Origin of the sequence: Chelatococcus sp. YT9, assembly GCF_018398315.1 — a bacterium.
GTDB lineage: Bacteria > Pseudomonadota > Alphaproteobacteria > Rhizobiales > Beijerinckiaceae > Chelatococcus.
In genome coordinates this window covers 2,470,077-2,493,934 of sequence record NZ_JAHBRW010000001.1, presented here as the reverse complement: position 1 = coordinate 2,493,934, position 23,858 = coordinate 2,470,077, and the positions used below count along the sequence as shown (strand labels likewise).

Annotated in this window: 37 protein-coding genes and 1 tRNA gene; 18 read left to right on the top strand and 20 right to left on the bottom strand. The window is 60.6% G+C overall.

What is annotated here, in order from left to right:
* Positions 1-3 precede the first annotated feature (3 nt).
* The 7 genes from KIO76_RS11400 to KIO76_RS11375 are packed head-to-tail and all read right to left on the bottom strand — an operon-like array spanning position 4 to position 4,041.
* Positions 4-999, bottom strand: a complete 996-nt coding sequence (locus tag KIO76_RS11400) for a phage late control D family protein (protein ID WP_213323383.1) — start codon at positions 997-999, stop codon at positions 4-6.
* A 3-nt stretch (positions 1,000-1,002) separates the two neighbouring features.
* Positions 1,003-1,215 (bottom strand): tail protein X, encoded by a 213-nt coding sequence (locus tag KIO76_RS11395; RefSeq protein WP_213323382.1) that lies wholly within the window; start codon positions 1,213-1,215, stop codon positions 1,003-1,005.
* On the bottom strand, positions 1,215-1,646 hold the full coding sequence (locus KIO76_RS11390; RefSeq protein ID WP_213323381.1) for a phage tail protein: 432 nt from the start codon (positions 1,644-1,646) through the stop codon (positions 1,215-1,217). Before KIO76_RS11390 ends, KIO76_RS11395 begins: the two co-directional genes overlap by 1 nt.
* Positions 1,646-3,334, bottom strand: coding sequence for a phage tail tape measure protein (locus KIO76_RS11385; RefSeq protein WP_213323380.1), 1,689 nt, complete (start codon positions 3,332-3,334; stop codon positions 1,646-1,648). The genes KIO76_RS11390 and KIO76_RS11385 overlap by 1 nt, the downstream gene beginning before the upstream one ends.
* The gene (locus KIO76_RS11380; protein WP_213323379.1) at positions 3,300-3,644 is read right to left on the bottom strand and encodes a hypothetical protein; all 345 of its coding nucleotides are present in this window, start codon (positions 3,642-3,644) and stop codon (positions 3,300-3,302) included. The genes KIO76_RS11385 and KIO76_RS11380 overlap by 35 nt, the downstream gene beginning before the upstream one ends.
* Positions 3,641-3,775, bottom strand: coding sequence for a hypothetical protein (locus tag KIO76_RS31345; RefSeq protein ID WP_283771430.1), 135 nt, complete (start codon positions 3,773-3,775; stop codon positions 3,641-3,643). Before KIO76_RS31345 ends, KIO76_RS11380 begins: the two co-directional genes overlap by 4 nt.
* An 11-nt stretch (positions 3,776-3,786) precedes the next feature.
* The gene (locus KIO76_RS11375; protein WP_213323378.1) at positions 3,787-4,041 is read right to left on the bottom strand and encodes a phage tail assembly protein; all 255 of its coding nucleotides are present in this window, start codon (positions 4,039-4,041) and stop codon (positions 3,787-3,789) included.
* Positions 4,042-4,067: 26 nt separating this feature from the next.
* Between KIO76_RS11375 and KIO76_RS11370 the strand changes: the two genes are divergently transcribed.
* Positions 4,068-4,670, top strand: coding sequence for a hypothetical protein (locus tag KIO76_RS11370; protein ID WP_213323377.1), 603 nt, complete (start codon positions 4,068-4,070; stop codon positions 4,668-4,670).
* Positions 4,671-4,786: 116 nt separating this feature from the next.
* Positions 4,787-5,074, top strand: coding sequence for a YdcA family protein (locus KIO76_RS31740; protein WP_502761852.1), 288 nt, complete (start codon positions 4,787-4,789; stop codon positions 5,072-5,074).
* Between the two features lie 649 nt (positions 5,075-5,723).
* Here KIO76_RS31740 and KIO76_RS11365 read toward each other — a convergent pair.
* The 11 genes from KIO76_RS11365 to KIO76_RS11315 all read right to left on the bottom strand — a co-directional run bounded on the left by KIO76_RS11365 (position 5,724) and on the right by KIO76_RS11315 (position 14,361).
* Positions 5,724-6,152 carry a hypothetical protein gene (locus tag KIO76_RS11365; protein WP_213323376.1) on the bottom strand — a complete coding sequence of 143 codons (429 nt, stop codon included), beginning with the start codon at positions 6,150-6,152 and terminating at the stop codon, positions 5,724-5,726.
* Positions 6,153-6,262: 110 nt separating this feature from the next.
* On the bottom strand, positions 6,263-6,769 hold the full coding sequence (locus KIO76_RS11360; protein WP_213323375.1) for a phage major tail tube protein: 507 nt from the start codon (positions 6,767-6,769) through the stop codon (positions 6,263-6,265).
* A gap of 9 nt (positions 6,770-6,778) precedes the next feature.
* The gene (locus KIO76_RS31340; protein ID WP_213323374.1) at positions 6,779-8,323 is read right to left on the bottom strand and encodes a phage tail sheath family protein; all 1,545 of its coding nucleotides are present in this window, start codon (positions 8,321-8,323) and stop codon (positions 6,779-6,781) included.
* A 213-nt stretch (positions 8,324-8,536) separates the two neighbouring features.
* Positions 8,537-9,352 (bottom strand): ATP-binding protein, encoded by an 816-nt coding sequence (locus KIO76_RS11350; protein ID WP_213323373.1) that lies wholly within the window; start codon positions 9,350-9,352, stop codon positions 8,537-8,539.
* 109 nt (positions 9,353-9,461) lie between these two features.
* A complete protein-coding gene (locus KIO76_RS11345) occupies positions 9,462-9,704 on the bottom strand; it encodes a hypothetical protein (protein WP_213323372.1) in 243 nt (80 codons plus the stop codon).
* 11 nt (positions 9,705-9,715) lie between these two features.
* Entirely contained in the window at positions 9,716-10,069 is a 354-nt protein-coding gene (locus tag KIO76_RS11340; protein WP_213323371.1) for a hypothetical protein, read from the bottom strand.
* A gap of 565 nt (positions 10,070-10,634) precedes the next feature.
* Positions 10,635-10,883 (bottom strand): hypothetical protein, encoded by a 249-nt coding sequence (locus KIO76_RS11335; protein ID WP_213323370.1) that lies wholly within the window; start codon positions 10,881-10,883, stop codon positions 10,635-10,637.
* A 762-nt stretch (positions 10,884-11,645) separates the two neighbouring features.
* Positions 11,646-12,611, bottom strand: coding sequence for a hypothetical protein (locus tag KIO76_RS11330; RefSeq protein ID WP_213323369.1), 966 nt, complete (start codon positions 12,609-12,611; stop codon positions 11,646-11,648).
* Positions 12,612-12,906: 295 nt separating this feature from the next.
* Positions 12,907-13,155, bottom strand: coding sequence for a hypothetical protein (locus tag KIO76_RS11325; RefSeq protein ID WP_213323368.1), 249 nt, complete (start codon positions 13,153-13,155; stop codon positions 12,907-12,909).
* A gap of 311 nt (positions 13,156-13,466) precedes the next feature.
* A complete protein-coding gene (locus KIO76_RS11320; protein WP_213323367.1) occupies positions 13,467-14,162 on the bottom strand; it encodes a BRO-N domain-containing protein in 696 nt (231 codons plus the stop codon).
* 1 nt (position 14,163) lies between these two features.
* Positions 14,164-14,361 carry a hypothetical protein gene (locus KIO76_RS11315; protein ID WP_213323366.1) on the bottom strand — a complete coding sequence of 66 codons (198 nt, stop codon included), beginning with the start codon at positions 14,359-14,361 and terminating at the stop codon, positions 14,164-14,166.
* Positions 14,362-14,519: 158 nt separating this feature from the next.
* On the opposite strand from KIO76_RS11315, the gene KIO76_RS11310 reads away from it, so the two are divergent.
* From KIO76_RS11310 to KIO76_RS11245, 13 genes are all read left to right on the top strand, one after another.
* Positions 14,520-15,245: a helix-turn-helix domain-containing protein gene (locus KIO76_RS11310; protein WP_213323365.1), complete on the top strand. Its 726-nt coding sequence runs from the start codon at positions 14,520-14,522 to the stop codon at positions 15,243-15,245.
* 170 nt (positions 15,246-15,415) lie between these two features.
* Positions 15,416-15,616 carry a hypothetical protein gene (locus KIO76_RS11305; RefSeq protein WP_213323364.1) on the top strand — a complete coding sequence of 67 codons (201 nt, stop codon included), beginning with the start codon at positions 15,416-15,418 and terminating at the stop codon, positions 15,614-15,616.
* Positions 15,613-16,113, top strand: coding sequence for a helix-turn-helix domain-containing protein (locus KIO76_RS11300; RefSeq protein ID WP_213323363.1), 501 nt, complete (start codon positions 15,613-15,615; stop codon positions 16,111-16,113). The genes KIO76_RS11305 and KIO76_RS11300 overlap by 4 nt, the downstream gene beginning before the upstream one ends.
* Complete coding sequence (locus KIO76_RS11295; RefSeq protein ID WP_213323362.1) at positions 16,103-16,240, top strand: hypothetical protein; 138 nt, start codon at positions 16,103-16,105, stop codon at positions 16,238-16,240. Before KIO76_RS11300 ends, KIO76_RS11295 begins: the two co-directional genes overlap by 11 nt.
* Positions 16,241-16,299: 59 nt before the next feature.
* Positions 16,300-16,686, top strand: a complete 387-nt coding sequence (locus KIO76_RS11290) for a hypothetical protein (RefSeq protein ID WP_213323361.1) — start codon at positions 16,300-16,302, stop codon at positions 16,684-16,686.
* On the top strand, positions 16,683-16,937 hold the full coding sequence (locus KIO76_RS11285) for a hypothetical protein (protein ID WP_213323360.1): 255 nt from the start codon (positions 16,683-16,685) through the stop codon (positions 16,935-16,937). Before KIO76_RS11290 ends, KIO76_RS11285 begins: the two co-directional genes overlap by 4 nt.
* Positions 16,938-17,298: 361 nt before the next feature.
* Positions 17,299-17,733 carry a hypothetical protein gene (locus tag KIO76_RS11280; protein WP_213323359.1) on the top strand — a complete coding sequence of 145 codons (435 nt, stop codon included), beginning with the start codon at positions 17,299-17,301 and terminating at the stop codon, positions 17,731-17,733.
* A complete protein-coding gene (locus KIO76_RS11275) occupies positions 17,726-18,451 on the top strand; it encodes a hypothetical protein (protein WP_213323358.1) in 726 nt (241 codons plus the stop codon). The genes KIO76_RS11280 and KIO76_RS11275 overlap by 8 nt, the downstream gene beginning before the upstream one ends.
* Before the next feature lie 203 nt (positions 18,452-18,654).
* On the top strand, positions 18,655-19,062 hold the full coding sequence (locus tag KIO76_RS11270) for a hypothetical protein (protein WP_213323357.1): 408 nt from the start codon (positions 18,655-18,657) through the stop codon (positions 19,060-19,062).
* A complete protein-coding gene (locus tag KIO76_RS11265; RefSeq protein ID WP_213323356.1) occupies positions 19,049-19,474 on the top strand; it encodes a hypothetical protein in 426 nt (141 codons plus the stop codon). Before KIO76_RS11270 ends, KIO76_RS11265 begins: the two co-directional genes overlap by 14 nt.
* Positions 19,471-19,989 carry a hypothetical protein gene (locus KIO76_RS11260; protein ID WP_213323355.1) on the top strand — a complete coding sequence of 173 codons (519 nt, stop codon included), beginning with the start codon at positions 19,471-19,473 and terminating at the stop codon, positions 19,987-19,989. The genes KIO76_RS11265 and KIO76_RS11260 overlap by 4 nt, the downstream gene beginning before the upstream one ends.
* Entirely contained in the window at positions 19,986-20,453 is a 468-nt protein-coding gene (locus KIO76_RS11255) for a hypothetical protein (RefSeq protein ID WP_213323354.1), read from the top strand. Before KIO76_RS11260 ends, KIO76_RS11255 begins: the two co-directional genes overlap by 4 nt.
* Before the next feature lie 223 nt (positions 20,454-20,676).
* Positions 20,677-21,057, top strand: a complete 381-nt coding sequence (locus tag KIO76_RS11245) for a hypothetical protein (protein WP_213323352.1) — start codon at positions 20,677-20,679, stop codon at positions 21,055-21,057.
* Between the two features lie 161 nt (positions 21,058-21,218).
* Here the strand turns inward: KIO76_RS11245 and KIO76_RS11240 are convergent, their stop codons facing one another.
* Positions 21,219-21,464, bottom strand: a complete 246-nt coding sequence (locus KIO76_RS11240) for a DUF982 domain-containing protein (RefSeq protein ID WP_213323351.1) — start codon at positions 21,462-21,464, stop codon at positions 21,219-21,221.
* Between KIO76_RS11240 and KIO76_RS11235 the strand changes: the two genes are divergently transcribed.
* The 3 genes from KIO76_RS11235 (at position 21,463) to KIO76_RS11225 (ending at position 23,582) form a co-directional block, all read left to right on the top strand.
* The gene (locus KIO76_RS11235) at positions 21,463-21,885 is read left to right on the top strand and encodes a thermonuclease family protein (protein WP_213323350.1); all 423 of its coding nucleotides are present in this window, start codon (positions 21,463-21,465) and stop codon (positions 21,883-21,885) included. The two genes, KIO76_RS11240 and KIO76_RS11235, sit on opposite strands and share 2 nt — an antisense overlap.
* 3 nt (positions 21,886-21,888) lie before the next feature.
* Positions 21,889-22,173 carry a hypothetical protein gene (locus KIO76_RS11230; RefSeq protein ID WP_213323349.1) on the top strand — a complete coding sequence of 95 codons (285 nt, stop codon included), beginning with the start codon at positions 21,889-21,891 and terminating at the stop codon, positions 22,171-22,173.
* A 203-nt stretch (positions 22,174-22,376) separates the two neighbouring features.
* The gene (locus KIO76_RS11225; RefSeq protein ID WP_213323348.1) at positions 22,377-23,582 is read left to right on the top strand and encodes a tyrosine-type recombinase/integrase; all 1,206 of its coding nucleotides are present in this window, start codon (positions 22,377-22,379) and stop codon (positions 23,580-23,582) included.
* Positions 23,583-23,639: 57 nt separating this feature from the next.
* On the opposite strand, the gene KIO76_RS11220 is transcribed toward KIO76_RS11225, so the two are convergent.
* Positions 23,640-23,715: transfer RNA gene (locus KIO76_RS11220), tRNA-Ile, on the bottom strand.
* Positions 23,716-23,858 lie beyond the last annotated feature (143 nt).

Here is a 23,858-nt window from a genome sequence, read left to right as displayed (position 1 = left end):
GGCCTACGTGCCGCTCTTGCGCTTGGCTTCGATGCTCGAGGTGTAGCCGGACTTGGAGAAGTCGTGATCGACGGAGTCGATGATCCAATCCACGTCATCAACGCCGGGGCGGACGCCCTGAAGCACGAGCGGCGCCCCAGCGGATGCATAGGGGGCGCCCAGCACCGTCACGGACAGCGTGTCGGCGTCTGCCTTCTTCTCTTTGGCGATCGCGCCGGCTGCGGCCTTCGCTTCATCCTCAGACCCGAAGGGGTCGGGAATGCGGAAGGCCGCGCCGCCAAGCGGATCGCTTTCGATTTCCGTCTCGACGCGTTTCTGCTTGCCGCGATCCTGGAAGATCGCGGTGACCTTCTCATGCCGACCGCGGTCAGCGAAACGCACCCGGCAGGTATTGGGGAGGATCATGTCGCGCGTGACGACAAAGGGCGTCAGGGCCTCTCCAGCGGCGCTAGTGGCATCGCCGCGTGGCGCAAAGATCAGCTTGCCGTTCTTCGGAGCAAAGATCGCGCCGTGACGCTTGGCCATGCGGGTCAGGAAGTGGAGATCCGACTCGTCCTGCTGGCCAACCCAGTCATATTTGAACTGGCCGATGCTAGCGCCGATCGCGGGCTCGAGCTCGTGCTCCTGGGCGATCTCCTCGACAATCTCTTTCAACGATTTGTCGTCCCAGTGGCGTTCCTTGCGCCCCTTCATTTCCTTGCGGACGTCGGCGGATTTGCCGGAGATGCGGATGCTGTACGGCAGGCACTCGACTTCCACCGAGTCCACAATGAAGGAGCCCATATGCACGACACCGGAGTCCTCATAGCCGAGGCTCACGCGGATATCGTCACCGCGCTCAGGAATCTCGAGGAAGGGATTGCCGTCCTGAACCTCTATCTCGACCGCATCTGAATCGAAGCCGGCGTGGTCCGCCACCTTCAGCGAGATCAGCCGGGAGTAGAAGGCACCCGACACGGGCGTCCCGTTCACGGTCACTTCCGCTCTGGGATAAAGCATGCGTCACCCCCAGAGTTTCTTCGGCTGAGTGGCGGCGTTGGCCTTGGGCAGGTCGGGAAAGGTGATGATGACGCCTGCGGGCAGCTTGGGGCCGTATGCCGCCAAGCCCCTATTGGTAGCGAGGACCGCTTCCGCTGTATCGCGATGCCGGCCGTAGATGCGCTGGCAAAGCATGTCGAGCATGTCACCGTCGATCGTGGTGTATGTCGTTGGCATCAGAAAAGCCTCAGAAGCGAACTCACGGCCGATGCCGCGCTACTGCCGGCCACACGCCGAAGCTGCAGCGAGTAGGACAGCATCTTCGGCGCGCCGTATGCGTCGTGATAGGCGCGATCCTCGTCAACACCCTCGATCGCGTGCGGGCCGTAGATTCGACCGGCCAACGAAACGAACATCAGCGACTGACCAGACAGGGCCGCCCCGCGAAGGCCATCGAGGGTGTCCATGCCTCCGAACTCTTCCGGAAACAGGACGCCCTCGACCGTCACCTCATCGGACTTCGGGCCAAGCCACTGGAGCGCCTCCAGCCGATCTACAACTTGCTGGGCGGCCCAGGGCGTCGACAGCTTGCGTTTGACGCCCTGGTAACCGAAACCGATCGCGGTAAAAGCGAAGGGGCCTAGCGCAAGTGTTACTGGTCCCGCCATCACTGCGCTCCGTCATGTAGCGAACCGTCCTGGCGGTTCTTGAAGCTGGCGCCGACAGAGCGGCCAACCGCGGCCTGCGCTTGCTGTGCGGCCGGGCCGACCATGGAGAGCTTCCGCAGGAGCCGGTCCACGAAGCTCTCCGCATCGGCGATCGAGGAGACGTCGACTTGGGGACGAGCCACCACATCAAGAGATGCCTTTATGTCATTGCCAGCTTCCTCGGCTTTGGCCTTGGCCTCGTCGAGAGCGGTGGTGTCGACGGTGGGCTGGGGATTCGGGCCCATCACCTCTGGCCGGCTAGGCGGCAGCGGAGCGCTTTGCGGCAAGCTGCCGTTATGGAACGGGTTCAGTGGTCCGGGGGCGTCGATCTCGGGCAAAACGATCGGCTTCGTGTCGAGCTTGCTAACTGCCTTCTCGAGGTCAGCGATCGTCTGCGTGATGCGTGCCTTCTCCGCCTCAAGCGGCGAAGCAAGCGTTGCCGCCACATCGGGCAACTTGCTCTTGGAGTAGATGTCGCCGAGCTTGGCGTTGATCTCATCGAGTTGCTGGGTGTACTCGCTGAGCCTCGCCCTGCCCTCGTCCTTGTCACCTTTGATATCTGCAGGGTTGTGCGTGGAGCCCGAAAGGACTTGACCAGCAACGCCCGTAGCATAGTCGATAACTTCGACGCCCGCAGCGATGCCGGTAACGACACCAACGGTTTTCAGCCCCTTGTTGAGCAGCCCGCCGCGTCTTTTGCCACCCTTCCCTCCGACCACGTCAGGCACGCCACCGCCACCGGCAGCACCCAGTCGAGCGGCGGCAACGTTCAGGGCGGCAGCCGACTCAAGAAGGGCGGGGCCAGCCGCACCAAGACCGACAATGCCGGCCAGCGTCTTGAATGCCCCGACAGCACCAAGCGCTGCCGCAGTCGCGCCGAATGCAGTCGCAACCCTCCGCGCCGGCTCCGACAAGTTGGAGATCGCGTCGAGCGCGTTTCCAATCTTGTCAAAGCTCCACGTCAGCCAAGTTGCATTGGCCTCACCGATCGACTGCGTGAGCGTCTCGACCGAACCCTTCAGACGCTCGAACGCGCCACCGAGGCCGGCCATCATCTCATCGGCGATCTTCTTGCCGAAGTCGTCTGGCGTGTTGGTCAGCGACTCCCGATCTTGCGTAAACTGGCCGAACGCCTTTGCGAGCATCGCACCTCGGCCGCCCTGGCGATCGGTGAAGAACGCATTCAGAATACCGAGGGACGGATCCTTGCTAAGGATGGCTGCAAGCAGGCCTTCCGCATCGACGCTTTCCACCGAGAATTTGTGGAACTCGCCCACTTTCTTGGCGAGCGTCTGGGCGTCCTTCGCCTTCATCTTGCCCTTGTTCGTCTTCTCGAACAGGTCTGACACCGCTTCAGTCACAGCGGCCGTGAATGCTCCACGGTCGTTGATGATCTCGGTGTCATCCAGAACATCCGCGAGACGCTCGCGGATCTCAGGGGTGAACCCCTTGCCGAAGTCCTGCTTAAATTTGCCCTCGAGCGCATCGACCGAGAGGCCGCCAGGCATCGTAGTGTACTTGCTGTAGTCAATGCCCGTGGAAGCTAGCGCCGCAAGACCCTTTTGTGTGGGCGCGACAAGCTTGCCAGCTGCCGAGCGCAGGAAGACACCGGCCTCATCGCCACGCACGCCGGCGCGACGGAGTCCCACTTACGGCTTGTTGGGCGCGCCTGTAGTCAGCGGCGAGCTTCTTGCTCGGCTCGCCAGCCGCTCTCATCTGCTGCGCGAGCTCTTTGACTCGCGCTTGCGCCTCGCGGAATGCCTTGTTGGCATTGGAAAAGGCGTCCTTGGTCTTGCCGAATTTCTCGACAGCCTTGGTGAAATCCGCTGCACGCTTCTTGGCGTCATCTAGCCCCTTCGAGGACCTGTTGACGCCGTCGAGCGCTGCGGCGGCCTTCTTAGATGGGCCGGAGAGCTGGTCGATCAGTTTGATGACCAGCGAGGATGTTTTTGTGGTCATCGCGTCCCGGCCTTGGCCTTCAGAACCTTCAGGGCGCCCTCGTGATAGCGCCACGCCTTGTCTAGCGGCATGCCCTCGACATCAGTCAGGGAGGTGTGCAGGACGTGCGCAATCAGTATGGCAACGTCCATCCACCCCCTCCCTATGGGGCGTTTCCCCAAAGGTCGCCGGTCTTGTCGATGATGACATTGTAATCCTTGGCCGAAACCTTGCGGAATTCCGCGATGGGAATGCCCGCCATCGAGGCAAGAATCGTCGCAAGGCGCGCGGTATCGCCAACAATCCCGTCGCCCTCGATAAGATCTCCCACAGTAGCCGGGCGGAAGGTCAGGCTGGACAGGTCGACGCCTTCATGCTGGATTGGACGCGAGAGGGGAACCGTGACTGTATCGGTCATGAATACACCTTTGGGGAGATTAGGGGATGTGGGGGAAAGCTGCCATTGGCGCGGTCGGCGCTGGCTTGCTATTTGTCGCAATGCACAACCCAGCCGCTGCTCAGGAAGCGGTAGCTGGCATCAGGATGTGCGCCGAAAAAACCGACGATGAAGACCGCCTGGCCTGCTTCGACACGCTAGCCGCAGCTTGGTCGGAAACGGAGCCGCGGTCAGATAAGACCGCGAGCACAACCGAGATATCGACGCCGGCAGATCCACTCGTCTATAGGGTTTCTGACCCGGACGACATGTACGTCGCTCCGCGAAAGTATATCGGCAAACCAGTCGAATTGCGCCGAATGAGCTGTTTCCACGCGGATGTGAAGGAATATCGCTGCATCTCAAACGGCGACCTGCCCCTGGTTGTTTTCACTGCCGAAATAACCCCGCCGTCGGAAAAAGCTGCGATCGAGGCCGAGTGCGGCGAAGTCAAAAAGGTCAGCAGTAGCAGTTGCCGGAAGACGCTCCGATTTGTTCCAGGCGTCATCAACGAGGACATGCTCTCCGGGAACAACCAGCGCGCCGTTGTGCTGGCTCGGACGGTTGAGATCGTCCCAACACCGCCACCTCAGAAGAAGCGACGCCGTTAAGTGCGCGCGCTTTTGCTCGCAGCACTTTTCGTCGCAATAGTCACCCCCGCCCTCACACAGTCGTGCGACTACTGCGGCTGCAAGGGCGGGCCAGGTTACAGAGACGCGAAGGGCAAATGCGTCGGCTGGAAGCAGCTCAACAAGGCATGTGGCATCCCGCCAACGACAAGGTGCACCTACGAAAAGGGCGATCACGAGCCGGAGGGCGAAGAGGATTAGGGGGAATCATGTTCAAGGGGATCCTAGCGGCGATCGCGGTAGCGGGGTTACTGGCGGCAGTGCCAGCCGAGGCGCGCAATTATCCGTGCTCAGGCAAGAAGGGCGGCGTCGCCCGCTGCAGCGGCGACAAGCACATCTGCAAGGACGGTAGCGTCAGCCAGTCGAAGCGGGTGTGTCGGAGGTAGGGACAAGCGGGCCGAACCGGTCTGGCATGACGCCGACACGGACGTCGCGGGTGACCGCTTCTTACATGGCTGAACCTTCGATTGAAGCGCTCCCTTCGTTGAGTGGGGGAGGCAAAACGAGCCAGTGCATCGTAAAGGCCTTGGCAACGCACGCTTTTGCGCGAGCGTCAATCCCGTGACAGTAATTCCTCTGCAACGCGTCAATATCGCAGCCTTTACACGGAAAGCGCATTTTGCTTTGCCGGGCACGCTCACTTGCTGTTTAAATCCCGAGTGTTCGCAGATCGTTCTCGGACAACGATTCGCACCAGGGCGGCTCGATCGTCATGGCAAATCCCGAGAGCGGTGGGTCCTGTCGGTGTGGAAGTCGGCAGGAAATCTAACCCGGTGAACAGAAAGGAGCGGTACGGGTATGTTTGGTACGATCCATACCTTGTTGATGATCGCTCAGATCATCATCTCGCTGCTTTCGTAGCAGCTTAGGTATCGGCGGGGCTCATCGAGCGAGCCCCGCTTATGAGAAAAGCCTCAGGGTGGAAGACCTGAGGCTTTCATAGTCGGAGCTGTGCGGCTCTGTTTGGTACAAAAACCAATGTAGTCGTTTCCCCGTTTTGGGTCAACGTCAAAGCGGCCAACCTGAGATCCGTGACTACGGCTTATTCCCAGTCAGCACCTTCGGATCATTCGAGAATATCCAAATCTCCGGCTTGCCCGTCACCGCCTGCAGGACCCCGCCCGCTTGTGCGGGGTTGTCGATCTTGGCGCCCACGTATCCCGGAAACGCGTCTTTACTCGGCGCGTCAGCAACCTTGAGAACGCCTTTTATCGCACCTAGGTCGCCAGTTGTTCGACGGGTGTCCTGTCGGATCTCGTTCAGGGTTGCCTGGATCGCGTCAAGGCGCGTCTCCACACGGGCCGTTGAGTCCTCAACCCGATCGAGCTTGGTGTAGAAAAAGCCCGACACCGCCAAGGCAATGAGGACGACGCCAGCAAACACCTTGGTCTGCAACGCCATCTGCTGGCGCACACCCCCAACGGCCACCCCGACCTCTCTCAGCGTCCTAAAATCGTCACTCATCTTGGCCCTCGACGCCCCACCTCGTCGAGGTGGATATAAGCATCTACCTTTGGCCATTACCACCTCATTGCGGCGAAAAGAGCGCCCCCCACCAGGAGCGCCCTCACCTATCAAAGCATCAGGGCCGAACGGATGCCGCCCGTCTGGCTTTCGCCACCGATCTTCACGTCATAGTCGTCAGCCTCGACGATGGGCGAACCATCGATCTCCAGCTTGACGTAATGCACCGAGACGGTGTGGGAGGTGCTGGCCTTTTCGCCCGGCGTCCACGCGCCGGGGTCAAAGCCATCGAGGAAGCCGCGCATATAGACGGTCGCAGGATGAACCGTGCCGTCCTCGTCGACCAGCGCCGCGGTCGCCATGAACTCCTTCTCCACACCCGGCCGTAGCCCAAAGAGCTTCAGCGTGGCGGGGTCAAGGGCCGTCATGGCGAACGACATTTCGAGCGTCTCGTAGCCGAGGGCAACGCGGCGCGGCTTGACCATGCCGGCGTTGCGGAATTCCTCGTACTTGACCTTCATGGGCGGGACGGTGATCTCACTCGCCTGTCCAACCTTGGAGTCGCGATCCACGAAGATGGTGCAGTTGCGCAGGATGTACGCAGGTGTCTCTTTCATGGTCGCTCCTTACGCGGCCGAGAGGGCGCCGTCGCCGATATCGCTGATCACGCCGTTGAGCAGCTCAACGTAGTATTCGACCGCACGATGGGCGATGGCGCGGATGTCTTCCATTGGCGCGGGCGGCTCGAACTTAACGGCGAAGGTCACGCGGCCAGCAGCCATCTCCTCCGGCGTGTTGCGCTGGCTGTCCAGCCAAACGTCACCGTTGATGATGGCGCCCTCGGCGACCAAGACCCGCATGAAAGCCCGCGCCGATTCAACGGCGTGTTTGAGGTTTGAACGGGTCATCGGCTTGTCGACGAACTCGTCGAGCCCACGCTCTATCGCCTCGTTGATGAAGTCGGCCGTACGGCGAACACTCAGGAATTTCCAGAGATCGGCGCCCGTCGTCACGCGGTTGCCCCAGGTGACGAATCCCTGACCGAACTTGTTGATGATCGTGTTGACCGCGCGTTCGTTCAGATAGTTCGCCTGATCGCCGTAGGTGACGGGACGCGTCGTGCCGCCAATGCCGTTGATCGGCTTATTGGACACGGACCACCAGAACCCAAGGTTGCGGTCGACCCAGCACTGCCGGCCCGCGAAACGCGGCGACGCCGGCTGCGGTATGTACGCATCAGCCGTCGTGTCCCAAACAAGAACCTTGGGGTCGATCACGTAGATGCGCTGGGAGTTAATCAGCGTCCGGTAGGCATACGCCTCAGCGTCCGTGGTGTCCGGCCCGTCCACGAAAGCAACCGCGCGGATTTCATCGAGCACGCCCATCATCTCGGCGACAACTGGGTTCGCGACTGCTCCCACATGGGCCGTAGCCGCAACGCCGGCGCCACCAGCGATCGTAACCGTCGGCGCCGCGCTGTAGCCAGTGCCGCCATTCGTGATGGTGATAGCCGTCACGACGCCATCCGTCAGGACAGCGGTTGCCGCAGCGCCGCTGCCCGCGCCTGTGATGGTCACGGCCGGAGGCGTGACGTAGCCGGCACCGCCGTTGGTCACATTGATCGCGGAAACGGCGCCGGAGTTGACCGAGGCTGTGGCCGCTGCACCCGAGCCGCCGCCAGAAAATGTTACGACGGGGTCATCGTAACCAGCGCCAGCGCGTCGGACGATAACGCCGGTCACTTTACCATCGGCAAAGATGGCCTCGAACTCGCCGCCGGTGCCACCAGACACCGCAACGCTGGGAGCGCTGTGGTAGCCGGTACCCTGGTTGGTCATTTGGACAGAAGCGATTCCGTCCGTCGGCGTAGACGCAGTAAAGCCCGGCGCAATGAAGATGCGCGGCTTCAGACCATAGAGGCCCTCGCACTTCTTAGCGGCATGAATACCGGTCAGCGCGGTACTGTCACCGACGAGGTTGGACAGCGTCTCTGCGTCCGTATCGCCCTCTTCGACGCGGCAGATGTAGACCAGCGGCGTGTGCTGATCGACGATGCCGTCGTAAGCCGATTTAAGCGTACCCGCGCTACCGAGAAGGGCGGCGCGAGTGTCGCGACCGGTAAACAGAACCGGCTTATCGTACTCGAAGACGTCTTCGTCTGCGTCACCCACAGCTTCCGCTTCGCGAATTCTGCGGGCTCGATCACGTCGAAGGTGAAGGCCGCAATTTTCCCTTGTCCATCGCTCGTTGGCTTGACCTCCGATGCGGTCGGCTCGAACAGATAGATCCCGTCTGGCAGATCTTCAAAGCTGCCGCGTTGGTCATCCGTATCAACAGATGACGGGTCAAACGTCGTACCTAATCCAGCCATTCAATATTTCTCCTTACGCAGCTTCTGCGATGTCGTTGTCGTTTGCGACACCTGAGGGCGCCGGGAAGTATTTCGAGAGTTCGGAGTAGCCCTGACCTTTTTTGTAGGGGATGCTTGGGGGCATGTTGTAGCGGTTCTTGGCGACGAAGCCGGCCCGCTCCTCCAGGTGAATCTGCCGGTCGCCGCCAGACTCGCCGTGGGTTACCTTCTTGTTGAAGCCGGCGTCCGCCGTCTTCAACGTGACGCGATAGTTGATGAAGCCGACGATGTCCGCCCGCTCACGCACCAAAGCATTGGCCCGCTTGTGGAGCTTCAGGCTGTAGCGGCTGTACGGGTCGGATGTCGGGGAGTCGAACCGCACGATATCGGGGTGAGCAAGCTGCACCACACCGATGCCTTGCGCCGCGAGTTCGGCCAGGCCGGACAGGTAGTCATTCCACTCGTTGTCCGCCTCCGAGTAGCCCCGGCCGTAGGAGGCCGGCGACCCCTTCTCGTTGGAGTCGATTGAATCGGCGCCGATGCGCTGCGCGGTGGCCCGCTGCAGCAGCGGCTCGAACCCGTCGAGGCTGTCGATGATCACCGTCTTGAAGTCGTGCGGCTGGGTTAGCAGTTCGCCGATCGCATCCAGCATGTCACCGTAGGTCTCGATCGTGCCAGGTGTCGCCAGCTCGACGTCGGACGGCGGACTCTCTCCTGCCGTCTGGAGATAGATTGGGTCGGGAAATTCCGCCGCCAGTGATGTTTTGCCAACGCCGTCAACGCCATACAGGACGATGATTGGCGGCTTTCGGCTCTTGGTCGACTTGAGCTTGGAAAGTGAAATAGCCATCACAGCACTCCCATGAACTTGGCGACCGTGAGGTACTGGCCGAGGTCACCGACGATCGAGAGCATCAGGGAGGCCACCACGAGCCAAAGGATGATCTTGATGGGGAGGGTCACGCCGCCATCCTTTCGTACTGGCCGGAGAGGCTCGCAGCACCGGCTCGTAACGCCGCTGCTTGGTCTGCAAGGCGCTTGCGCGTCCGCTCGCCATCCCGACGCTGCCAAGTCGTACCCCGCGGGTTGTCGCGCACCGCAGCACGGCGCTCGTTCCATGCGGCCACCCGCTGCAAACGCGCAGCCGCTCTCGTTGCGCTCCCGGCTTCCGCCAGAGCGCGTTCAATTGAAATTACGTGCATGGGTTTGCGCCTTAGCTGGGAAGGTGGGGAACGATCTCGTTGGCGGAGCACCATTCGGTAGAGCCGTCTTCCACGTAGCCAACGTAATAGGGGAAAGATGCCTCTTCGTCGCCATCGTCATGGAAGACGATTCCGACCTCGCCGTCGCGGGTTTCTACCCAATCACCTAGCTTGAACTTGCGTTCTGGCCGCGGATACGCGCCGTCTCTCATCAACTCATGCTCACCCCACCAGCCCCTCATTTTGAGGCCGCTGGCATAGTGCCGGAGCTTATAGCCCTTGAATTCATCGACCTTACGAACTTCGTAGATGACACCACGACATCCGTCGACTATGCGAACCTTCTCGCCAATTGAAAACGCCATCAGTTCTTCCCCTTCGGACCCGCCGGAACGAGCAAACTTTCGGAATAGACCGCCTGGAGAACTTCCCCGGTCTGCGAATCTATTCGTCGGATTACGTATGTGTTCTCGGCATATGCGTAGCGTGTCTGAGCAATGACCTCCCAGACGACTGCGGTGTGCAAAATGCAAACGGCACTCAGCATGTCGAACGCGAAATCGTCGTTCGTCATGCCGCTCTCCGAAGGGGGATGACATTCGATGGGGTGTCTCCGCCCCCATCAGGACCGTCATAGTCGTCCGCATGGACGACTTCCGTCTCCCAGAGCTTACGTCTCCTTGTGATTCCGTCTGTGTCCGTATATGCGACAAGGACTTGGTGGCCTCTTTCGTCTTGGCTTTTACCGACGACGGGGCCCTCTATGACCGTTCTTACGTAGTCACCAATTTCAAAATCAGTTTCCGACATGACTTTACCTTCGTCATGTGGCTCTTGAGCCGGCGTAGCGCTACGGCTTTCGTGAGTTGCCCCACGGCGGAACGCTGGAGTGCAGCGCTCGGCGATGGGCTATGGCGCCGCGCGCCATAGCTATGGGCTGACTGCTCGCCTCATCGCGAGATATACCTCGACCGCAAGGTCGATGGGATCATGGCCGCTGCAGTGCTTGCAGTGGCCTCCATATTTGGCAGCCGCCGCCTCGCCCGCGAGCAACATTTCCCGGCTGATCTCCGGCTCGTGCGCCGTCAGCTCGGCCTCCCGGCGTTCTGCTTCTTCAGCCCGCCAGTCTTCCATTTCCGCGGCTTTGGCCGCCTCGATCCATGCATTTATAGGTGGCATGGCCAAATCCCCCGATTGTCCCCAGAAAGAGCTTGATCTTGGCCGTTAACGTTTTGCAAGCCCTACTTTTTTACGGGGCGCCACAGCTGCGGCTGGACAGTAAAAGCAGTGCATGCTCAACTTGACTTGGACCGCCGTCAGAGTGGCCTTGGTTCGACAGCATTTGCTGCGCCCGCACGGGGCACGGTCTTGCGCAAGCAAGACCGGGGCAGCAGGGCTCCCCCCTGCCTCGAACCAGGGAGACGACAACATGGCCAACATGTTGAAGTCGAAGGTGGTGAGAGTGCGGGCCTACGTCCGCTGGCGGTTTGGACGCCTTGAGCATGTCTGTGCTCACTGGCGTTCCCATCTCGACCAACTCTCATTCAACTTCTAGCTGGGCGCGCACCCCAGCTGGCCGACGGCGGTCCACATCCCCCATGGGGGATGCGGTGGGAGAGCGGGGCGCGGAGACCCTGGGTTGCGAAGGGCACTCGGCCCCGCTCTCTTGGGGTTGGTGGGGGCGGGGCGTTAGTTTTGTGGGTTGCGATAGCAACTTGGCCCCACCCCAACCAATTTCTCCTATGACGGCCGTCGGCCGTCATAGGGTGCGGGCGCGCGTCAACTGGGTTGCGTGCGCACTGTGGCCCGCACAAAGGGATGACGTGAGATAGGCGATCCATTTTTGGGTTGCGCGAGATCGATGGCCCATCTCACGTCAAGCTGTTGGGGCGGGCGAACGTACAATGGATTGCGTCTTCTTCTCGGCCCGCCCCGGCAGCGCTATGCGCGCCGCCATTCCAAATACAAGTGCTTCAGCACTCGCTTCTCGACATACCGCAGAGCGCGGTTTGCGACGTGCGCGTCGTACGAATCCTTTCCGGTCTTGGACTCTTTGACTGGCAAGCCGAGCGCCTGCGCCTCGTAGCGAGCGCGATCGGTGAAGACCTTCTGGTAATAGGTCGCGCCAGGGTCATCCGCGCCGAACGGCGCGCGATATAGACCCATGCTGCCGATCACATACTGAAGCCCGACGCGGGACACAGAGCGGCGGCGCTTGCTGTATCCGTGCTTGATCCAATCGTCAGCGGACGCGCCTGCCCCCGGCCGGCCCTGGGCCTTGCCGTCGATCACGGCGAGCCCCATCCGCTTCCACACAGCCGAGACGCTCTTGTAGGTGCCCACGTCCCCACATTCTCCGACGATGCCGGCAAGCGACATGTCGCCGAGCCCCTTGATGGACTTCGCCCATGCATGGATCGGAAGGGTGCGGACGAGCTTTACGAGCGACTTCTCATAGGCGGCGCGCTGCTTTTCGATGGGCTCGAGAGCGGCAAGGTGCGGGAAGATGTGTCCCGAATACGGATGAGCCTCCCCGGCCTTGATCCGATCGAATGCCGCTGACGCCTCCTTCTTGTCACCGCCAATGGCGCGCCGTAGCAGTGACTTCGCCTGCAGGATCAACTTCGTCTGCGCTGACACCATGTCCTGGCGCAGCCGCCAGAACTCGATGATCTGGTCTGTCGCCTCCTGGATCTCGGCTGTCGGTTCGTAGGGTGCCAGTGGGATGATGTCTGGAGCGGCATAGGGAGCGGGCGGATGATCAATGGGTTGCGTCCGATGGACGGCCCGCTCCCTATGCGTGGGGTTGCTGCTGGCGCGAAATCCATGGGTTGCGCGTGTAGACTGGCCAGCAGCAGATCTTGAATTCCGGGAGGTCGATTGGGCGATTTCGGCGACGGAAAGCATGGCAGTCTCCTGAGTGGGTTGCTGAGGGCGCAGGGGTGTTGGGGTGCGTAAAGGGGGCGGCCCTCAGCGTGGGGGTGGCGATGGGGCGGTCCGGTTAAGGGCTGCGCTGCGCTATTGGCCCCATCGTCATAGAATTGGCTGGCGACAATCCATTGGGTTGCGCGGGAACATTGGCCAGCCAAAGAGGTACGTGGGCGCCCCGACGATGGTTTGCGTTTGAACTGTGGCCCACGAATTCAGTAGGGGCGGGCGCATCGCATGTGGGTTGCGCCGATCGACTGGCCCGCCCCGCCGCTCACGCGGCTTCCTTCCGAGAGGTCGTCTGCAGCCTCTCCAATTCCTTCACGCCCAAGACCTCGCCGACGCGCTTGCCGTCCGGCACTGATGCCGCGACGCGCTCGAGCCACCGCCCGGTGCGGATCATCGTTGTGCCCTGCGAGAGGTAGTGCTGGGCGACAGCGAGCACTTCCTCGGCGGTCGCATTCTTCAGCAAAATGGACTTGCCGTTCAGGCGAAGCTCGTAGTCGAGGATGCTGTGGGTCACCGCCGCGCCAAACCGCGCTGCTCTGGTCCGCGCCCTGTTTAGGCTGGTTGGCGTGGGCTCAACGCGAAGGGGCGTCCGAATAGCCTCGTTTCGAGCGCGAGCCGCTTCGCCTATTGCAACGTCCGCCCATCGGCGAAAAATATCCTCGTGCCAGTCCCTGCGGCGACGTGCCACCGATATCAGTTTCTTCGACGCGGCTGAGCGATCTCCGCCGCATTCATCCAGGAGACGCGCGGCGATACTGGTCGCGCTCTCAGGCTCGATCGGATGTAATCTCAGGTCTGGTGCTGGTGTCATTCCGGTATCTTTCTTTAAGCCGCGAACTGAGCCGGCTCGCCGACCTTGTGACGTGCCTCGTCGAGCAATCCGCGCGGATAAATGTTGACCGCGCCTGTGAGTTTCTGCCCGTCCCGCGTATATTCGCGGGTGTGCTTCTCGAGCTTGATGCCGCGCTCTCGGGCCAGCTTGCTTGCCGCCGCCGCAAGAGTGCGCCTGTAGCTCCAATGCCATGACGCTCGGCTAGCCGCCCGGTACTGATCCAAGGTCATAAAGGCGGACTGGGCCGCGAGAGCATCGCGCTCAGCCGTGAGCCGCTCGACCTTCGTCTGCAGGAGGGTAATGGCGCGAAGAACAAACTCGTCGTCCGAGAGTTCGCCGGAGGCGACCTTCTCCTCGCCTTTGATATAGGCGCCGTCTTTTCGGATGGCGGGTAGGACGGTTCGCGTGACCCAGTCCTGAAATGTGCGGGCCTGCGGCTTATCCGACCGCATGATGAGTTTGTAGAGTCCGGATTCGGAGATGATATTAGCTGGGCGGGGTGACCCTAAATCGGATTTAGCCTGTTCGTCGTCGCTGAGTATGCGGATAGCCACCGTTGTGTTGCTGTGGCCAAGCACCTTGCACACATCAGCTGCCACGAACCACGGCGCACCGTCGATATCGACCACCCGCACATTATGGTTCTGTGTGTCGATGGCGAATTCAAAGGAGGTGACTGATTTGCCCATGTCACACCTCCAGCCGGCGGGCGGCGAGGCGGCGCCCGGTATCGGGCGAGAGGGAGACGCGACCGCCGTGGCGATCGAAGTCGGGGTCGACATATGGGTGGTAGCTGTCTTCATCGCGCCTGGCACCAGGCGAGAAGCTCAGCATGCGCTGACGTTTGTTGCGGAAGTCAAAGAGCGGACGGAATTGCGTCTGTCTCATGGCGTGGCTCGCGCTGTTTGGGATGATGGAATATTGCCGAAGATTCTAATTCTGTCAAACGAATTCTCGTGATTTTCCTTCCCGCTTCGCGCCATTGAAATCTAAGCCGTTGTGTGAAATAGAGAATTCAGAAAACTTTTCTCTGAAGGGTATTAAAAATGACGCTCGGGGACCGTGTTCGAAAAGAGCGCGAAGCGCGAGGATGGACTCAACCATACCTCGCCGAACTAGTCGGTCTGGACGCCAGCACCGTCAACAAAATCGAACTCGGGAAGTCCAGGGTTCCGCGAAACTTTCTCCGAATCGCTGCGGCACTTGGCATGGACGAGGCCGAGGCGCTTCGAATCTTGAACGAGGCACGCATGCAGGAAGAGGGCGCGGCGCCGAATGACCCGCCCGTCATGACGCGGTTTCGTGTTAAGGGCTCAGCGAAGCCCCTCGGCACGTTCGGGCCGCTTCCTCAAATGCCGCCCCAAGGGAATAAGACGCTCCCTGTTTTGGGCTACGCGGCTGGCGGAAACACTGGCTCATTCCGCATCAGCGACTCCACATATGACGTTGTGCCGTGCCCCCCGCAGCTCGAGCATGTGAGTGGCGCTTACGCGGTCTTTGTCTACGGCGAATCGATGGAGCCGAGGTATTTCCCAGGCGAAACCGTTTACGTGCACCCTCGACTCCCCGTCGCACGCGGAGACTTTGTCGTTGTCCAGTTGAGTGATGAAGGCGAGTCCGAGCCCACAGAAGGGATCGTCAAGCAATACGTCGGCCAGGGCGACGAAGGCCTGATTCTCCACGAGTTCAATCCGAAGTCCATCGATCTGCCTCCCGTGCCGTTGGCTCGTGTGAGGGCAATTCACAAAATCATTCTTGCCGGGTCCAGCTGAGAATTCCTCTGATATGAATTCACTTGACGGAATTCGAATCTCGTGTAAATTCCAATCATCGCAGCACAGAGGACAAAGCGATGATGGAAACAACCACCCACACCACCCCCAGAAGAAGACCTCTCCCGCTAACGCTCCCAACAAGAAGATTACCGGCAGGAGAATCCACCGTGGTAAAGGGCGTAGAGGTCAAGGCAATTGGCCCACAATTGGAGATCAAGCTGGAAGACGGCTTGACGATAGTGTCTTACGTGGGCTCGGCGGAAATCGCCAAGACCCTCGCCCGTGGTTTTCATAACGATCATATTGTCGACGCCTACCTTAATTTACTCGAATATTGCTTGGCCAAGCGCAGCGGGAGGATTTCATGACTCCTGCTGTGCAAGAAGTGGTTCGCGAGACGGCCGCCTCAATGCGTGTTCCAGCCCACATCATATTGTCGCCCTCGAGGTCTCGTGCCGCTGTCAGCGCGCGGCATGAGACAATCCGCAGATTAAGACACGACTGCGCTATGGCGGTATCGGAGATTGGGGCTGCGCTTGGGCTCGACCATACAACGGTCGTCTATGCGCTCAACAAGCAACGGAATAAGTCGGCAAACGTCAGCCACCTCAAGGCGGTTGCCCGAGACTTCGTCGAGCACCCGAAGCAGCTGCGCTGGCTCTTCAATGGCCTCCATACGTCTCTCAAGGCGCCCCACATCCTCCGACACCTTCGCACCTTAAGATCCTACGAACTCCAGCGCATCCCCCACGAACGCCGCCGCGAGCCCAACGCTAGGCGTGTTCCAGCCGAGCAGCGGATCGACGACATCGACGCGGCCATTCTCGCCGCCCGCTATGTCCGGAGGTTCGGGGATGGCCACTGAACAGGGCGCCACAGCGCTAATGGGGATAGCGTTCTTAGCTGGCGCCTGTGCGGCGGTTGCGGTTCGTGCCGTCCGAGACTGGTGGCACAGCCGCAACCGCATGCTCGATCCCGACTGGGACGTCTGAATCACTTCCACAATCAGCTTTACGGGCGCGGCTTAGGCGCAGACGGGAGAGGTGTGTCTATGGACGGGTTAAGAGAACGGACGCCGGGGCCTTGGTGGATCGAGCGAACTCGCGGCGGCAGCATGGGCGCTCATGTTCTACTACGTCACGGCCCGCAAGACGGCGACGGGTACATCGGCCACCTCTACCTAGACGGGGGAGCAGAAGGCGATCCTTGGTTCATCATTTGCGCGGTCAACGCGCATGATGAACTGGTGGAGGCGCTGAAGCTGGCACGAGACGAGCTTGAGCGGATCGCCGTTTGGGGTGGCTATGCCCCGTCTGCCGGCGTCGAGGATCGCATCGGTGCGGCCCTGACTATGGCGGAAGCTAGGGATCCCGACCCTCCGGTCGACCTACTCACCATACTTTCCCGTGCCAAGGCTAAGCGGGGCCTGACCCCATGATCGACTCCCCTCTCCTCTGGGGCTCCGGCATGGTAGGGCTCTTTGGCTTCCTCGCCCTCGCCGTCTGGCAAGATCAGCAGAATTGGGAACGCTTCGCCATTGCCCACAACTGCAAAGTCGTGGGCAAGGCGACGCCTAGCGCTGGCTTTGGGTATGGTGTCGCGACCGATGGGTCGCTGAATTTCCAGACCATCACGATACCCGGCAAGACCGGGTTTCTGTGTGACGATGGCGTGACGTATTGGCGGTGAGTTAAGCCGCGACCATTTTACGGCTGATCCGGTCGCGTGATGCCGCCGCCTCAAGATCAGCGCTAAGCCGCAACGCCTGTTCCCTGGTCATCGACCATTCAATACCGGTCGGACTGTTGGGCCTCAATATACATTTCCCGCGCGATGAAAGCAGAAACAAAGCAACGCTTCCGTCAATCTCAGAAACTATTTCCCACGTTGTAACTGTAATAGGTCCATCCGCATTGCAGATCATCTCTCTCCCCCAAGAGAAAAGGCGCTCCCCAGCGCCCGTGGCGGGAGTGTAGCAAAGCCCACATTGCTTTCCACAGGAAAGTTAACGGCTGACGTAAAATTGTTAACTTATAAGAGGCAGCAGCAGATGAGCGCCGAAGTCAAAGAAAAGCTGATCGCCTACCGCTCTGTCCTCGCGGATCTTGAGAAGGCGGGCGGGGCGGATATTTGGCTCGATAGGGCCGTATCCATTGCCTTGGATCAGCCTTGGGACTGGTCCGTGGATTGGCGCGGATGGGGATACGACGAGGCCGGGAAGTCGATAGAGCAAGAGAAGGCGTTTCCATACACCTCATCCCTCGACGCCGCCATTGCGCTCGTGGAGCGGGTGTTGCCGGGTTGGGCGCGTGAGGTCTCGTTATGGGGCAACCTTGCGCGGGCATCCTTGTGGGAGTGCGACCGCGAGGGATGGCACGGCTCTAAAAGCAACAAGGTAACAGCCACCAGTAAAACCGAACCCCTCGCCCTCCTCACCGCACTCTTCAGGGCTTTGATAGCGCAGATGGAGAAGGCGGATGGCTGATCGTCCTATCCTGTTCAGCGGGCCGATGGTCCGCGCTCTGCTTGAAGGCCGGAAGACGCAGACGCGGCGGATTATTAAGCCGCAGCCGCCCGAGGGTGCGCGGTACGCGGGCATCCACTACGCCTCGGACGAGCCGGATAGCCACTTCTTCAACACGCCGATCGGGCCTTTCAAGGTCCGGCAGCGGATCAACGAGGGCGACCGGCTCTATGTCCGCGAGAGCTGGAACTGGACGTTCATCAAGGATCTGGCTCCTGGCGAGACGTTGGGCAGAACAGTCGATGAATGCTGCGCGGCCAATGGCGGTTTCGCCTGCCCGGTTGGCGACGGCATTGTCTATGCCGCGACCAACGCCCATGAGCATCCAGAATTTGGCAAGGCCAGGTGGAAGCCATCTATCCACATGCCCCGCTGGGCATCGCGCCTGACACTGGTCGCCACGGACGTCCGCGTCCAACGTCTCCAGGACATCAGCGAGGAAGACGCGATCGCGGAGGGGATCTTTGAACGATCGGCGATCGGCGATGACCCCATGCACGACACATGGACGTGGCGCCGCGAAGGTTGGCGATACCCCACGCCACGAATGGCCTATGCCGCGCTTTGGACCGAGATCAACGGTCCTGGCTCATGGGAAGCCAACCCCTGGGTTGCCGCCTACACCTTCTCCGCGCACCGCTGCAACATCGATCAGATGGAGGCTGAGCATGCCGACTGACACACGCGAGGCCACGCCGAGGCGTGCCAAAAAGCCCCAGCTTTCCGTTGGTGCCGCCTTCCTCCATCGTGTGGATAAGCACCTAACTTTCTGGCTCGACAGCAACGAATGCGAGTGTGAGGGCGGGCACGTTTGCGGGCGAGCGGACATAGAGCGGACACGCGACGAGGCCCGCGCCCTCCTCTCCAAGCTGGAGGCCAGCCATGGAAGCGCGTGAGCGGCTGGCGAGGCTTATCGACCCGCATTCATTCATTCCCTATGTCGGTGATGGAAGCTCGGATGATGTATGGGCGTCCGACATTGTTGCGCAAAGCAAAGCGGACGCCTTGCGAAAGGCCGACGCCATCCTCAAAGCCCTCCACCTCACCGACGCCGCAGCACTTGCGCTGATGGATGGTGAGGGGGTGGTGGTGCCGAAGGATCTAACGGACGATGTCCGCTACGTGAGTTGGTTCGTCCAATACAAATCACGCGGCGGTTCTGACGGGGATGCCGATTTGCTATCCCGCCAGCGCGTGGCTGACCCTTATCAGGTCGCGATCGACCATGCGTCGTATGACGCAGTGCTCGCCGCCTCCCCATACAAGGAAAATCCAGATGACCCCCGATGAGATCGCGGAGTTGCGGCGCGTGGTGGAAGCACTCCAATGGATAAAGCGGCAATGTTACCGCGACGATATCACAGCGCCTTTCAAGGTCAGCACGATTGCCGCCGAAGTAGAAAGAGCCCTCGCCTCCCGCGCCCTTCCCGCCGCTCCTGATGTGGGGGATGAGAAACTTGCTGATGAGGTTATCCGCGAGATAGCTGAGCTTTCGGACAGAACCAGCCCTGATGACGACCCGGAACAGATGGGCGTCACCGCTGAAGAGCTTCGCCCTATTCTTCTGTGGGCCTTCACCCGTCTCTGCGAACAGGCAAAGCGCGAGGCGTATGGCGAACTGATGCGCTTGGTGATGGACAATATCGAGAAGAAACTTCCGCCATTCGCTGGCATCGAAGCCCTCGCGGAGAAGAAGCCATGAGCGAGCCGAGGGTTATCACGCCGACCTTTAAGACTGATGTCGTCTATCACGAGTTCACGTGCGTCCAATGCGGGAAAGAAGCTCGGAATACATATTGCGAACCGCATCGCACGAACATGTTGGAACGACGCCTTTGCTTTGGCTGCGACTACTGGCGCGACTTCGCTGAACGGCTTGCAAAAGAGCATCGCCAAATGACGATTATAGAGGGGCACGTCTACCGCCCCGGCGATCGTACAAGCGGATCGTTCCGAGGCATGGCCGGTCGAAGGTTCGATATCGAGTACATCGAGCCGTCGATTTATGCAGGCCAGCGGATCACGACCTTTGATCTCTGGTCCGGGTCTACGCTGCCGGAAGACTTGCAAGCGAAATACCCTGACACGGCAATTTTCCTGGGTGGCGCCGAACGCGCCAGCGTGGGCGAGACGACATGCTGGAACCCGAGCAAAAACAGCAGTGAGCCGTATCCGTTGCCGCGCACCCTCAAGCCAAATCGCGAGGTTAAGCCATGACCAACACAGACAAGGAGCGCGCTGATTTTGAGGCAGCGTGGAAAGAGCGGCCTTGGCTGCTCAAGCCCACATCGGACAAGGACCGCGCTGAATATTGGTTCAAGGCCGGCCGCGAGACGGAACGCGCCGAGGCTGTGACGGATGCGGAGCCGATTGCTTGGGGGATAATCGCTAGCAACACAGGGCGCATGTCTAGCGTTACTATGGACAAGCACGAAGCTGATGAGTTTGATCCTCGGCATATCGTCCCGCTGTACAAGAACAAGCCCGATCCGTCGCCGGATGTGGAGGCAGAGAATAGACAGCTACGCGGAACGCTCGAATATATCTTGGCACAAACCAAGAATGACTATCCTGGTGTTCTCTCTGTCATTCGTACAAATGCGTCAGCCGCACTTGATCGTGGTTGGCAAGAAACCGTCTCTAAATCTATCGCCGCCCTTAGCAAGCCGGAGGGGAAGTAATGGCCCGGATCGCGAAACGCAAGCCGTGCCCGTTCTGCGGAACATCTGACAGTTTCGTTGAGTGCATGGACTACGGCGACTTCGCCGTCATTTGCAACTCATGCTTGGCGCGTGGTCCCTCGGGCGAAGGCGACGGTTGCGATCCGAGCTCCGAGAACCATCGCGGCGAACGCAATGCGACGCGGGAATGGAACAAGCGCACACGCGCAAAGGAGCCCCGCCCATGACCGCGCCCGGATACCGGCTGGTAACAGATGCCCGCCTTGAAGAATTGATCTGTCGCGGCACACCATCCTCGGATGAGACGCACGATATGGCGGTTGAGTTGCTGGTCTCCCGTCGCGCCGCGGCGGCAGAGAAAGCCCGCGCCGACAGGATGAAGGAACAACTCAACGAAGCGATGATGTTCCAATCGGAAACGCAGCGCAATGCCAACTGGCAATGCGAGCGCTATATTGCAGCGAGAGCCCGCGCCGATAAGGCAGAGAAGGCGCTCTGGGACGCGGAGATCAGCCTCGATCCAGAGCACGAGACCAAATGGTACGCGGCCTACAAGGATCTACTCGCTGAGATCCGCAACCGCGCCGCCCTCAAGGGAGAGTGAGATGAGCCACCGGATCCAATGCGAGAGATGCTGTGGCAACGGCGAGATAGTTACGGATTGGGATCGATACCTCGATCCATCGCCTGGTGACATTGGCGACGAGGCGGTCGCCGTGTGCCCTGACTGCGATGGATGTGGGAATGACGACATTGATCCCGTGCTCACCCCATCCCCGCTTCCTCAGCAGCCTTGATAAGGGCTGCGCGAGCTTTGGCGGCGGATGCAGGCGACGGATCAGCAAGGGCCGCAAGGCAGGCCTTGCGAGCCGCGAGGTGTTTCTTGGAGGTCGCGAATTCCTCAGGCCATTTCTCCATCAACATCCGTGCCGCTTCTTCCACGCTCGTGACCGTTCGTCGCGTGCTGTCAGAGATCCAGATATCAACCGGTTCAAACCAGAGACGAGGCATGGTCCGAATCAACAAGCATCTAAGGTCCGGGTTCCGCGCCGCCGTCCTGGCGCTCGTTCTGGCCACACCTGCTGTCGCTCAAGAGCGCATCCTCGTGCTTGACGGCGATACGATCGCAGTAGGCCGCGAGCGGATCAGGATTGTCGGGATCGACGCGCCGGAGACCTTCGACGCTCATTGCCCGGCTGAAAAGGCACTTGGAGATAAGGCCACCGCGGCCTTGCGCCAGATGGTCGCCCATGGCGTTCGGGTCGAGCGGGCGGGCACCAAGGATCGATACCGCCGCACCCTGGCACGGGTCTTTTACCGGGGTCACGACGTTGCCGACATCATGGTCGAGCGCGGACTGGCCGTGCGGTATGATTGCCCTCGGGGCCGATGCCCAAGGCGGATTGACTGGTGTGAGAGGTTGGGAGGTTGAGAAATGACGTCACCAAACGTGATCGCCGCTGCCCGCCTCCTACGTGAGGAAGGCTACGCCGTCGTGAAGCTGGAGTGGTCTCCTGACATGGCCACAGCCGGCGAAGAGGCTCTTGCTGCCTCAGAACATCTACCGGAAGAAGACGCTGCCGCGCATGTCTATGCCGCTGTGCTCTCGCATGCGAACGCGGCAACTGCAAAGGCCATGGGTGAAGTCGAGGCAGACCAGATGACGGCCCATGACGATGTCTGGGCGTCCGTGCCCGAAGCGGCGCATGTGAACTACTAGGGGCGATGTATGGCCGCGTCGAATGACAACATCGGGCCGGACGAGCCCCTTCGCTTGGTGGATGCTGTGCGCTATGGGTTCCCGCACGGGGGCATGACCTTGAGCGGCCTCCGTAATGAAGCGAAGCGGGGACGGCTGGCAGTCGAGCGAATCGCTGGCAAGGACTTCACTACGCTCAGGGCAATTGAGGAGATGCGTCGGCTATGCCACGTCCAGCGAAGGGCGCCCGGCTCTGGCTCCGGAAGGAGCGGATCGATAAGCGAACGGGCAAGCGCATCGCCAATGCTGCCTGGTTCATTCTCGACGGCGGCGAGCATATCCCCACGGGATGCGCTGCTGGCGAAATTGAGCAAGCGGAAAAGCGCCTAAAAGAATATATAGCAGAAAAATACAGGCCGGAGCGGCGAGAGCGAGACATCGAACGCATCGATATTGCCGATGTGCTTTCGATTTACGACGACGATACACGCCAGCGTCAGGCAAACTTGCGTACATTCGATCAGCGCTTGAGCCGTCTCGCCGAATGGTGGGGCGGCAAAATGCTGTCCGACGTCACGGGCGAATCATGCCGCGCCTACGTCGAGCATCGCAGGGCAGTTGAGCTGCAACGCCGGGCCACAGCCAAGCACCGGCCCAAGGGCACGCCCACCGCTCCGACGGCGGGAGGCGCTCGCCGGGATCTGGAAGATTTGCGGGCCGCCATTAACCACCACGCAAAGCAGGGCCTGCATCGTGGCGTCGTGAAGGTCGCGCTCCCCGAGAAGGGGACTGCGCGCGATCGATGGCTGACGCGCGATGAAGCGGCGCGATTGCTATGGGTGTGCTGGCGGGCCCGAGAGGAGCAGAAGCGGCATCGGGGCCCGGATACCGGCAAAGTGCTACCCACCGACAAGCGGCCGTTGCGGCACGTCGCCCGCTTCATTCTCCTGGGCCTCTATACCGGATCGCGGGCCGCTGCATTGGCCGCTGCGTCCCCGTCGAAAGCCATCGGTCGGTCCTATGTCGACCTCGATCGCGGCATCTTCTATCGGCTTGCTGAGGGGAAGAAGGCGACGAACAAGCGTCAGCCTCCGGTTCCTATCCCCCCTCACCTTCTTGCTCATATGCGGCGATGGCAGGCAAAGGGAATCGCCGGGGAGCACTTCGTCCAATGGAACGGCAAGCCAGTTATCTCGGTAAAGACGGCGTTCGGGACGGCAGTGGAAAAGGCGGGCCTGGACGGGAAAGTCACCCCCCACACCCTTCGGCACACCGCCGCGACTTGGCTTATGCAGAATGGCGTACCGATCTGGACGGCAGCCGGGTTCCTGGGAATGTCGCCTGAGATGGTCGAGAGGACTTATGGGCACCACCACCCCGACTATCTTGCCGAGGCTGTCCGTGGCTTCAAACCAAAGAAATCAGCGTAATCGTTGGAGATTTCATTGGAGATTGAGAGGGCCATCTTTGTAAGCACTTGAAATCATTGGTGGGCCCGGCAGGACTCGAACCTGCAACCAGACCGTTATGAGCGGTCGGCTCTAACCATTGAGCTACAGGCCCACGAGAGATACCGAGCGAACCCACGTCACTGACGGCTACCTCTTCGACGCTCTGGATGACACGGCACAGTTTGGCGGTCAAGGTGGACCGGCAAGACAATCTGGAAACGCGCGACGAATGGGATCGTCGCCGTTTTATGGCGA

Excerpts from the sequence above, each read along its gene's own strand:
- KIO76_RS11280 (WP_213323359.1), top strand. The coding sequence starts at position 17,299 with ATGAGCGCCGAAGTCAAAGAAAAGCTGATCGCCTACCGCTCTGTCCTC.
- KIO76_RS31345 (WP_283771430.1), bottom strand. The coding sequence starts at position 3,775 with ATGGACGTTGCCATACTGATTGCGCACGTCCTGCACACCTCCCTGACT.
- KIO76_RS11400 (WP_213323383.1), bottom strand. The coding sequence starts at position 999 with ATGCTTTATCCCAGAGCGGAAGTGACCGTGAACGGGACGCCCGTGTCG.
- KIO76_RS11265 (WP_213323356.1), top strand. The coding sequence starts at position 19,049 with ATGACCCCCGATGAGATCGCGGAGTTGCGGCGCGTGGTGGAAGCACTC.
- KIO76_RS11255 (WP_213323354.1), top strand. The coding sequence starts at position 19,986 with ATGACCAACACAGACAAGGAGCGCGCTGATTTTGAGGCAGCGTGGAAA.
- KIO76_RS11290 (WP_213323361.1), top strand. The coding sequence starts at position 16,300 with ATGGACGGGTTAAGAGAACGGACGCCGGGGCCTTGGTGGATCGAGCGA.
- KIO76_RS11340 (WP_213323371.1), bottom strand. The coding sequence starts at position 10,069 with ATGGCGTTTTCAATTGGCGAGAAGGTTCGCATAGTCGACGGATGTCGT.
- KIO76_RS11320 (WP_213323367.1), bottom strand. The coding sequence starts at position 14,162 with ATGGGCAAATCAGTCACCTCCTTTGAATTCGCCATCGACACACAGAAC.
- KIO76_RS11395 (WP_213323382.1), bottom strand. The coding sequence starts at position 1,215 with ATGCCAACGACATACACCACGATCGACGGTGACATGCTCGACATGCTT.
- KIO76_RS11360 (WP_213323375.1), bottom strand. The coding sequence starts at position 6,769 with ATGAAAGAGACACCTGCGTACATCCTGCGCAACTGCACCATCTTCGTG.
- KIO76_RS11295 (WP_213323362.1), top strand. The coding sequence starts at position 16,103 with ATGGCCACTGAACAGGGCGCCACAGCGCTAATGGGGATAGCGTTCTTA.
- KIO76_RS11380 (WP_213323379.1), bottom strand. The coding sequence starts at position 3,644 with ATGACCACAAAAACATCCTCGCTGGTCATCAAACTGATCGACCAGCTC.
- KIO76_RS11285 (WP_213323360.1), top strand. The coding sequence starts at position 16,683 with ATGATCGACTCCCCTCTCCTCTGGGGCTCCGGCATGGTAGGGCTCTTT.
- KIO76_RS11260 (WP_213323355.1), top strand. The coding sequence starts at position 19,471 with ATGAGCGAGCCGAGGGTTATCACGCCGACCTTTAAGACTGATGTCGTC.
- KIO76_RS11345 (WP_213323372.1), bottom strand. The coding sequence starts at position 9,704 with ATGCACGTAATTTCAATTGAACGCGCTCTGGCGGAAGCCGGGAGCGCA.
- KIO76_RS11270 (WP_213323357.1), top strand. The coding sequence starts at position 18,655 with ATGGAAGCGCGTGAGCGGCTGGCGAGGCTTATCGACCCGCATTCATTC.
- KIO76_RS11390 (WP_213323381.1), bottom strand. The coding sequence starts at position 1,646 with ATGGCGGGACCAGTAACACTTGCGCTAGGCCCCTTCGCTTTTACCGCG.
- KIO76_RS11365 (WP_213323376.1), bottom strand. The coding sequence starts at position 6,152 with ATGAGTGACGATTTTAGGACGCTGAGAGAGGTCGGGGTGGCCGTTGGG.
- KIO76_RS11245 (WP_213323352.1), top strand. The coding sequence starts at position 20,677 with ATGACCGCGCCCGGATACCGGCTGGTAACAGATGCCCGCCTTGAAGAA.
- KIO76_RS11370 (WP_213323377.1), top strand. The coding sequence starts at position 4,068 with ATGTGGGGGAAAGCTGCCATTGGCGCGGTCGGCGCTGGCTTGCTATTT.
- KIO76_RS11225 (WP_213323348.1), top strand. The coding sequence starts at position 22,377 with ATGCCACGTCCAGCGAAGGGCGCCCGGCTCTGGCTCCGGAAGGAGCGG.
- KIO76_RS11315 (WP_213323366.1), bottom strand. The coding sequence starts at position 14,361 with ATGAGACAGACGCAATTCCGTCCGCTCTTTGACTTCCGCAACAAACGT.
- KIO76_RS11310 (WP_213323365.1), top strand. The coding sequence starts at position 14,520 with ATGACGCTCGGGGACCGTGTTCGAAAAGAGCGCGAAGCGCGAGGATGG.
- KIO76_RS11235 (WP_213323350.1), top strand. The coding sequence starts at position 21,463 with ATGGTCCGAATCAACAAGCATCTAAGGTCCGGGTTCCGCGCCGCCGTC.
- KIO76_RS11350 (WP_213323373.1), bottom strand. The coding sequence starts at position 9,352 with ATGGCTATTTCACTTTCCAAGCTCAAGTCGACCAAGAGCCGAAAGCCG.
- KIO76_RS11330 (WP_213323369.1), bottom strand. The coding sequence starts at position 12,611 with ATGCTTTCCGTCGCCGAAATCGCCCAATCGACCTCCCGGAATTCAAGA.
- KIO76_RS11275 (WP_213323358.1), top strand. The coding sequence starts at position 17,726 with ATGGCTGATCGTCCTATCCTGTTCAGCGGGCCGATGGTCCGCGCTCTG.
- KIO76_RS11300 (WP_213323363.1), top strand. The coding sequence starts at position 15,613 with ATGACTCCTGCTGTGCAAGAAGTGGTTCGCGAGACGGCCGCCTCAATG.
- KIO76_RS11230 (WP_213323349.1), top strand. The coding sequence starts at position 21,889 with ATGACGTCACCAAACGTGATCGCCGCTGCCCGCCTCCTACGTGAGGAA.
- KIO76_RS11335 (WP_213323370.1), bottom strand. The coding sequence starts at position 10,883 with ATGCCACCTATAAATGCATGGATCGAGGCGGCCAAAGCCGCGGAAATG.
- KIO76_RS11375 (WP_213323378.1), bottom strand. The coding sequence starts at position 4,041 with ATGACCGATACAGTCACGGTTCCCCTCTCGCGTCCAATCCAGCATGAA.
- KIO76_RS31740 (WP_502761852.1), top strand. The coding sequence starts at position 4,787 with ATGCGTCGGCTGGAAGCAGCTCAACAAGGCATGTGGCATCCCGCCAAC.
- KIO76_RS11240 (WP_213323351.1), bottom strand. The coding sequence starts at position 21,464 with ATGCCTCGTCTCTGGTTTGAACCGGTTGATATCTGGATCTCTGACAGC.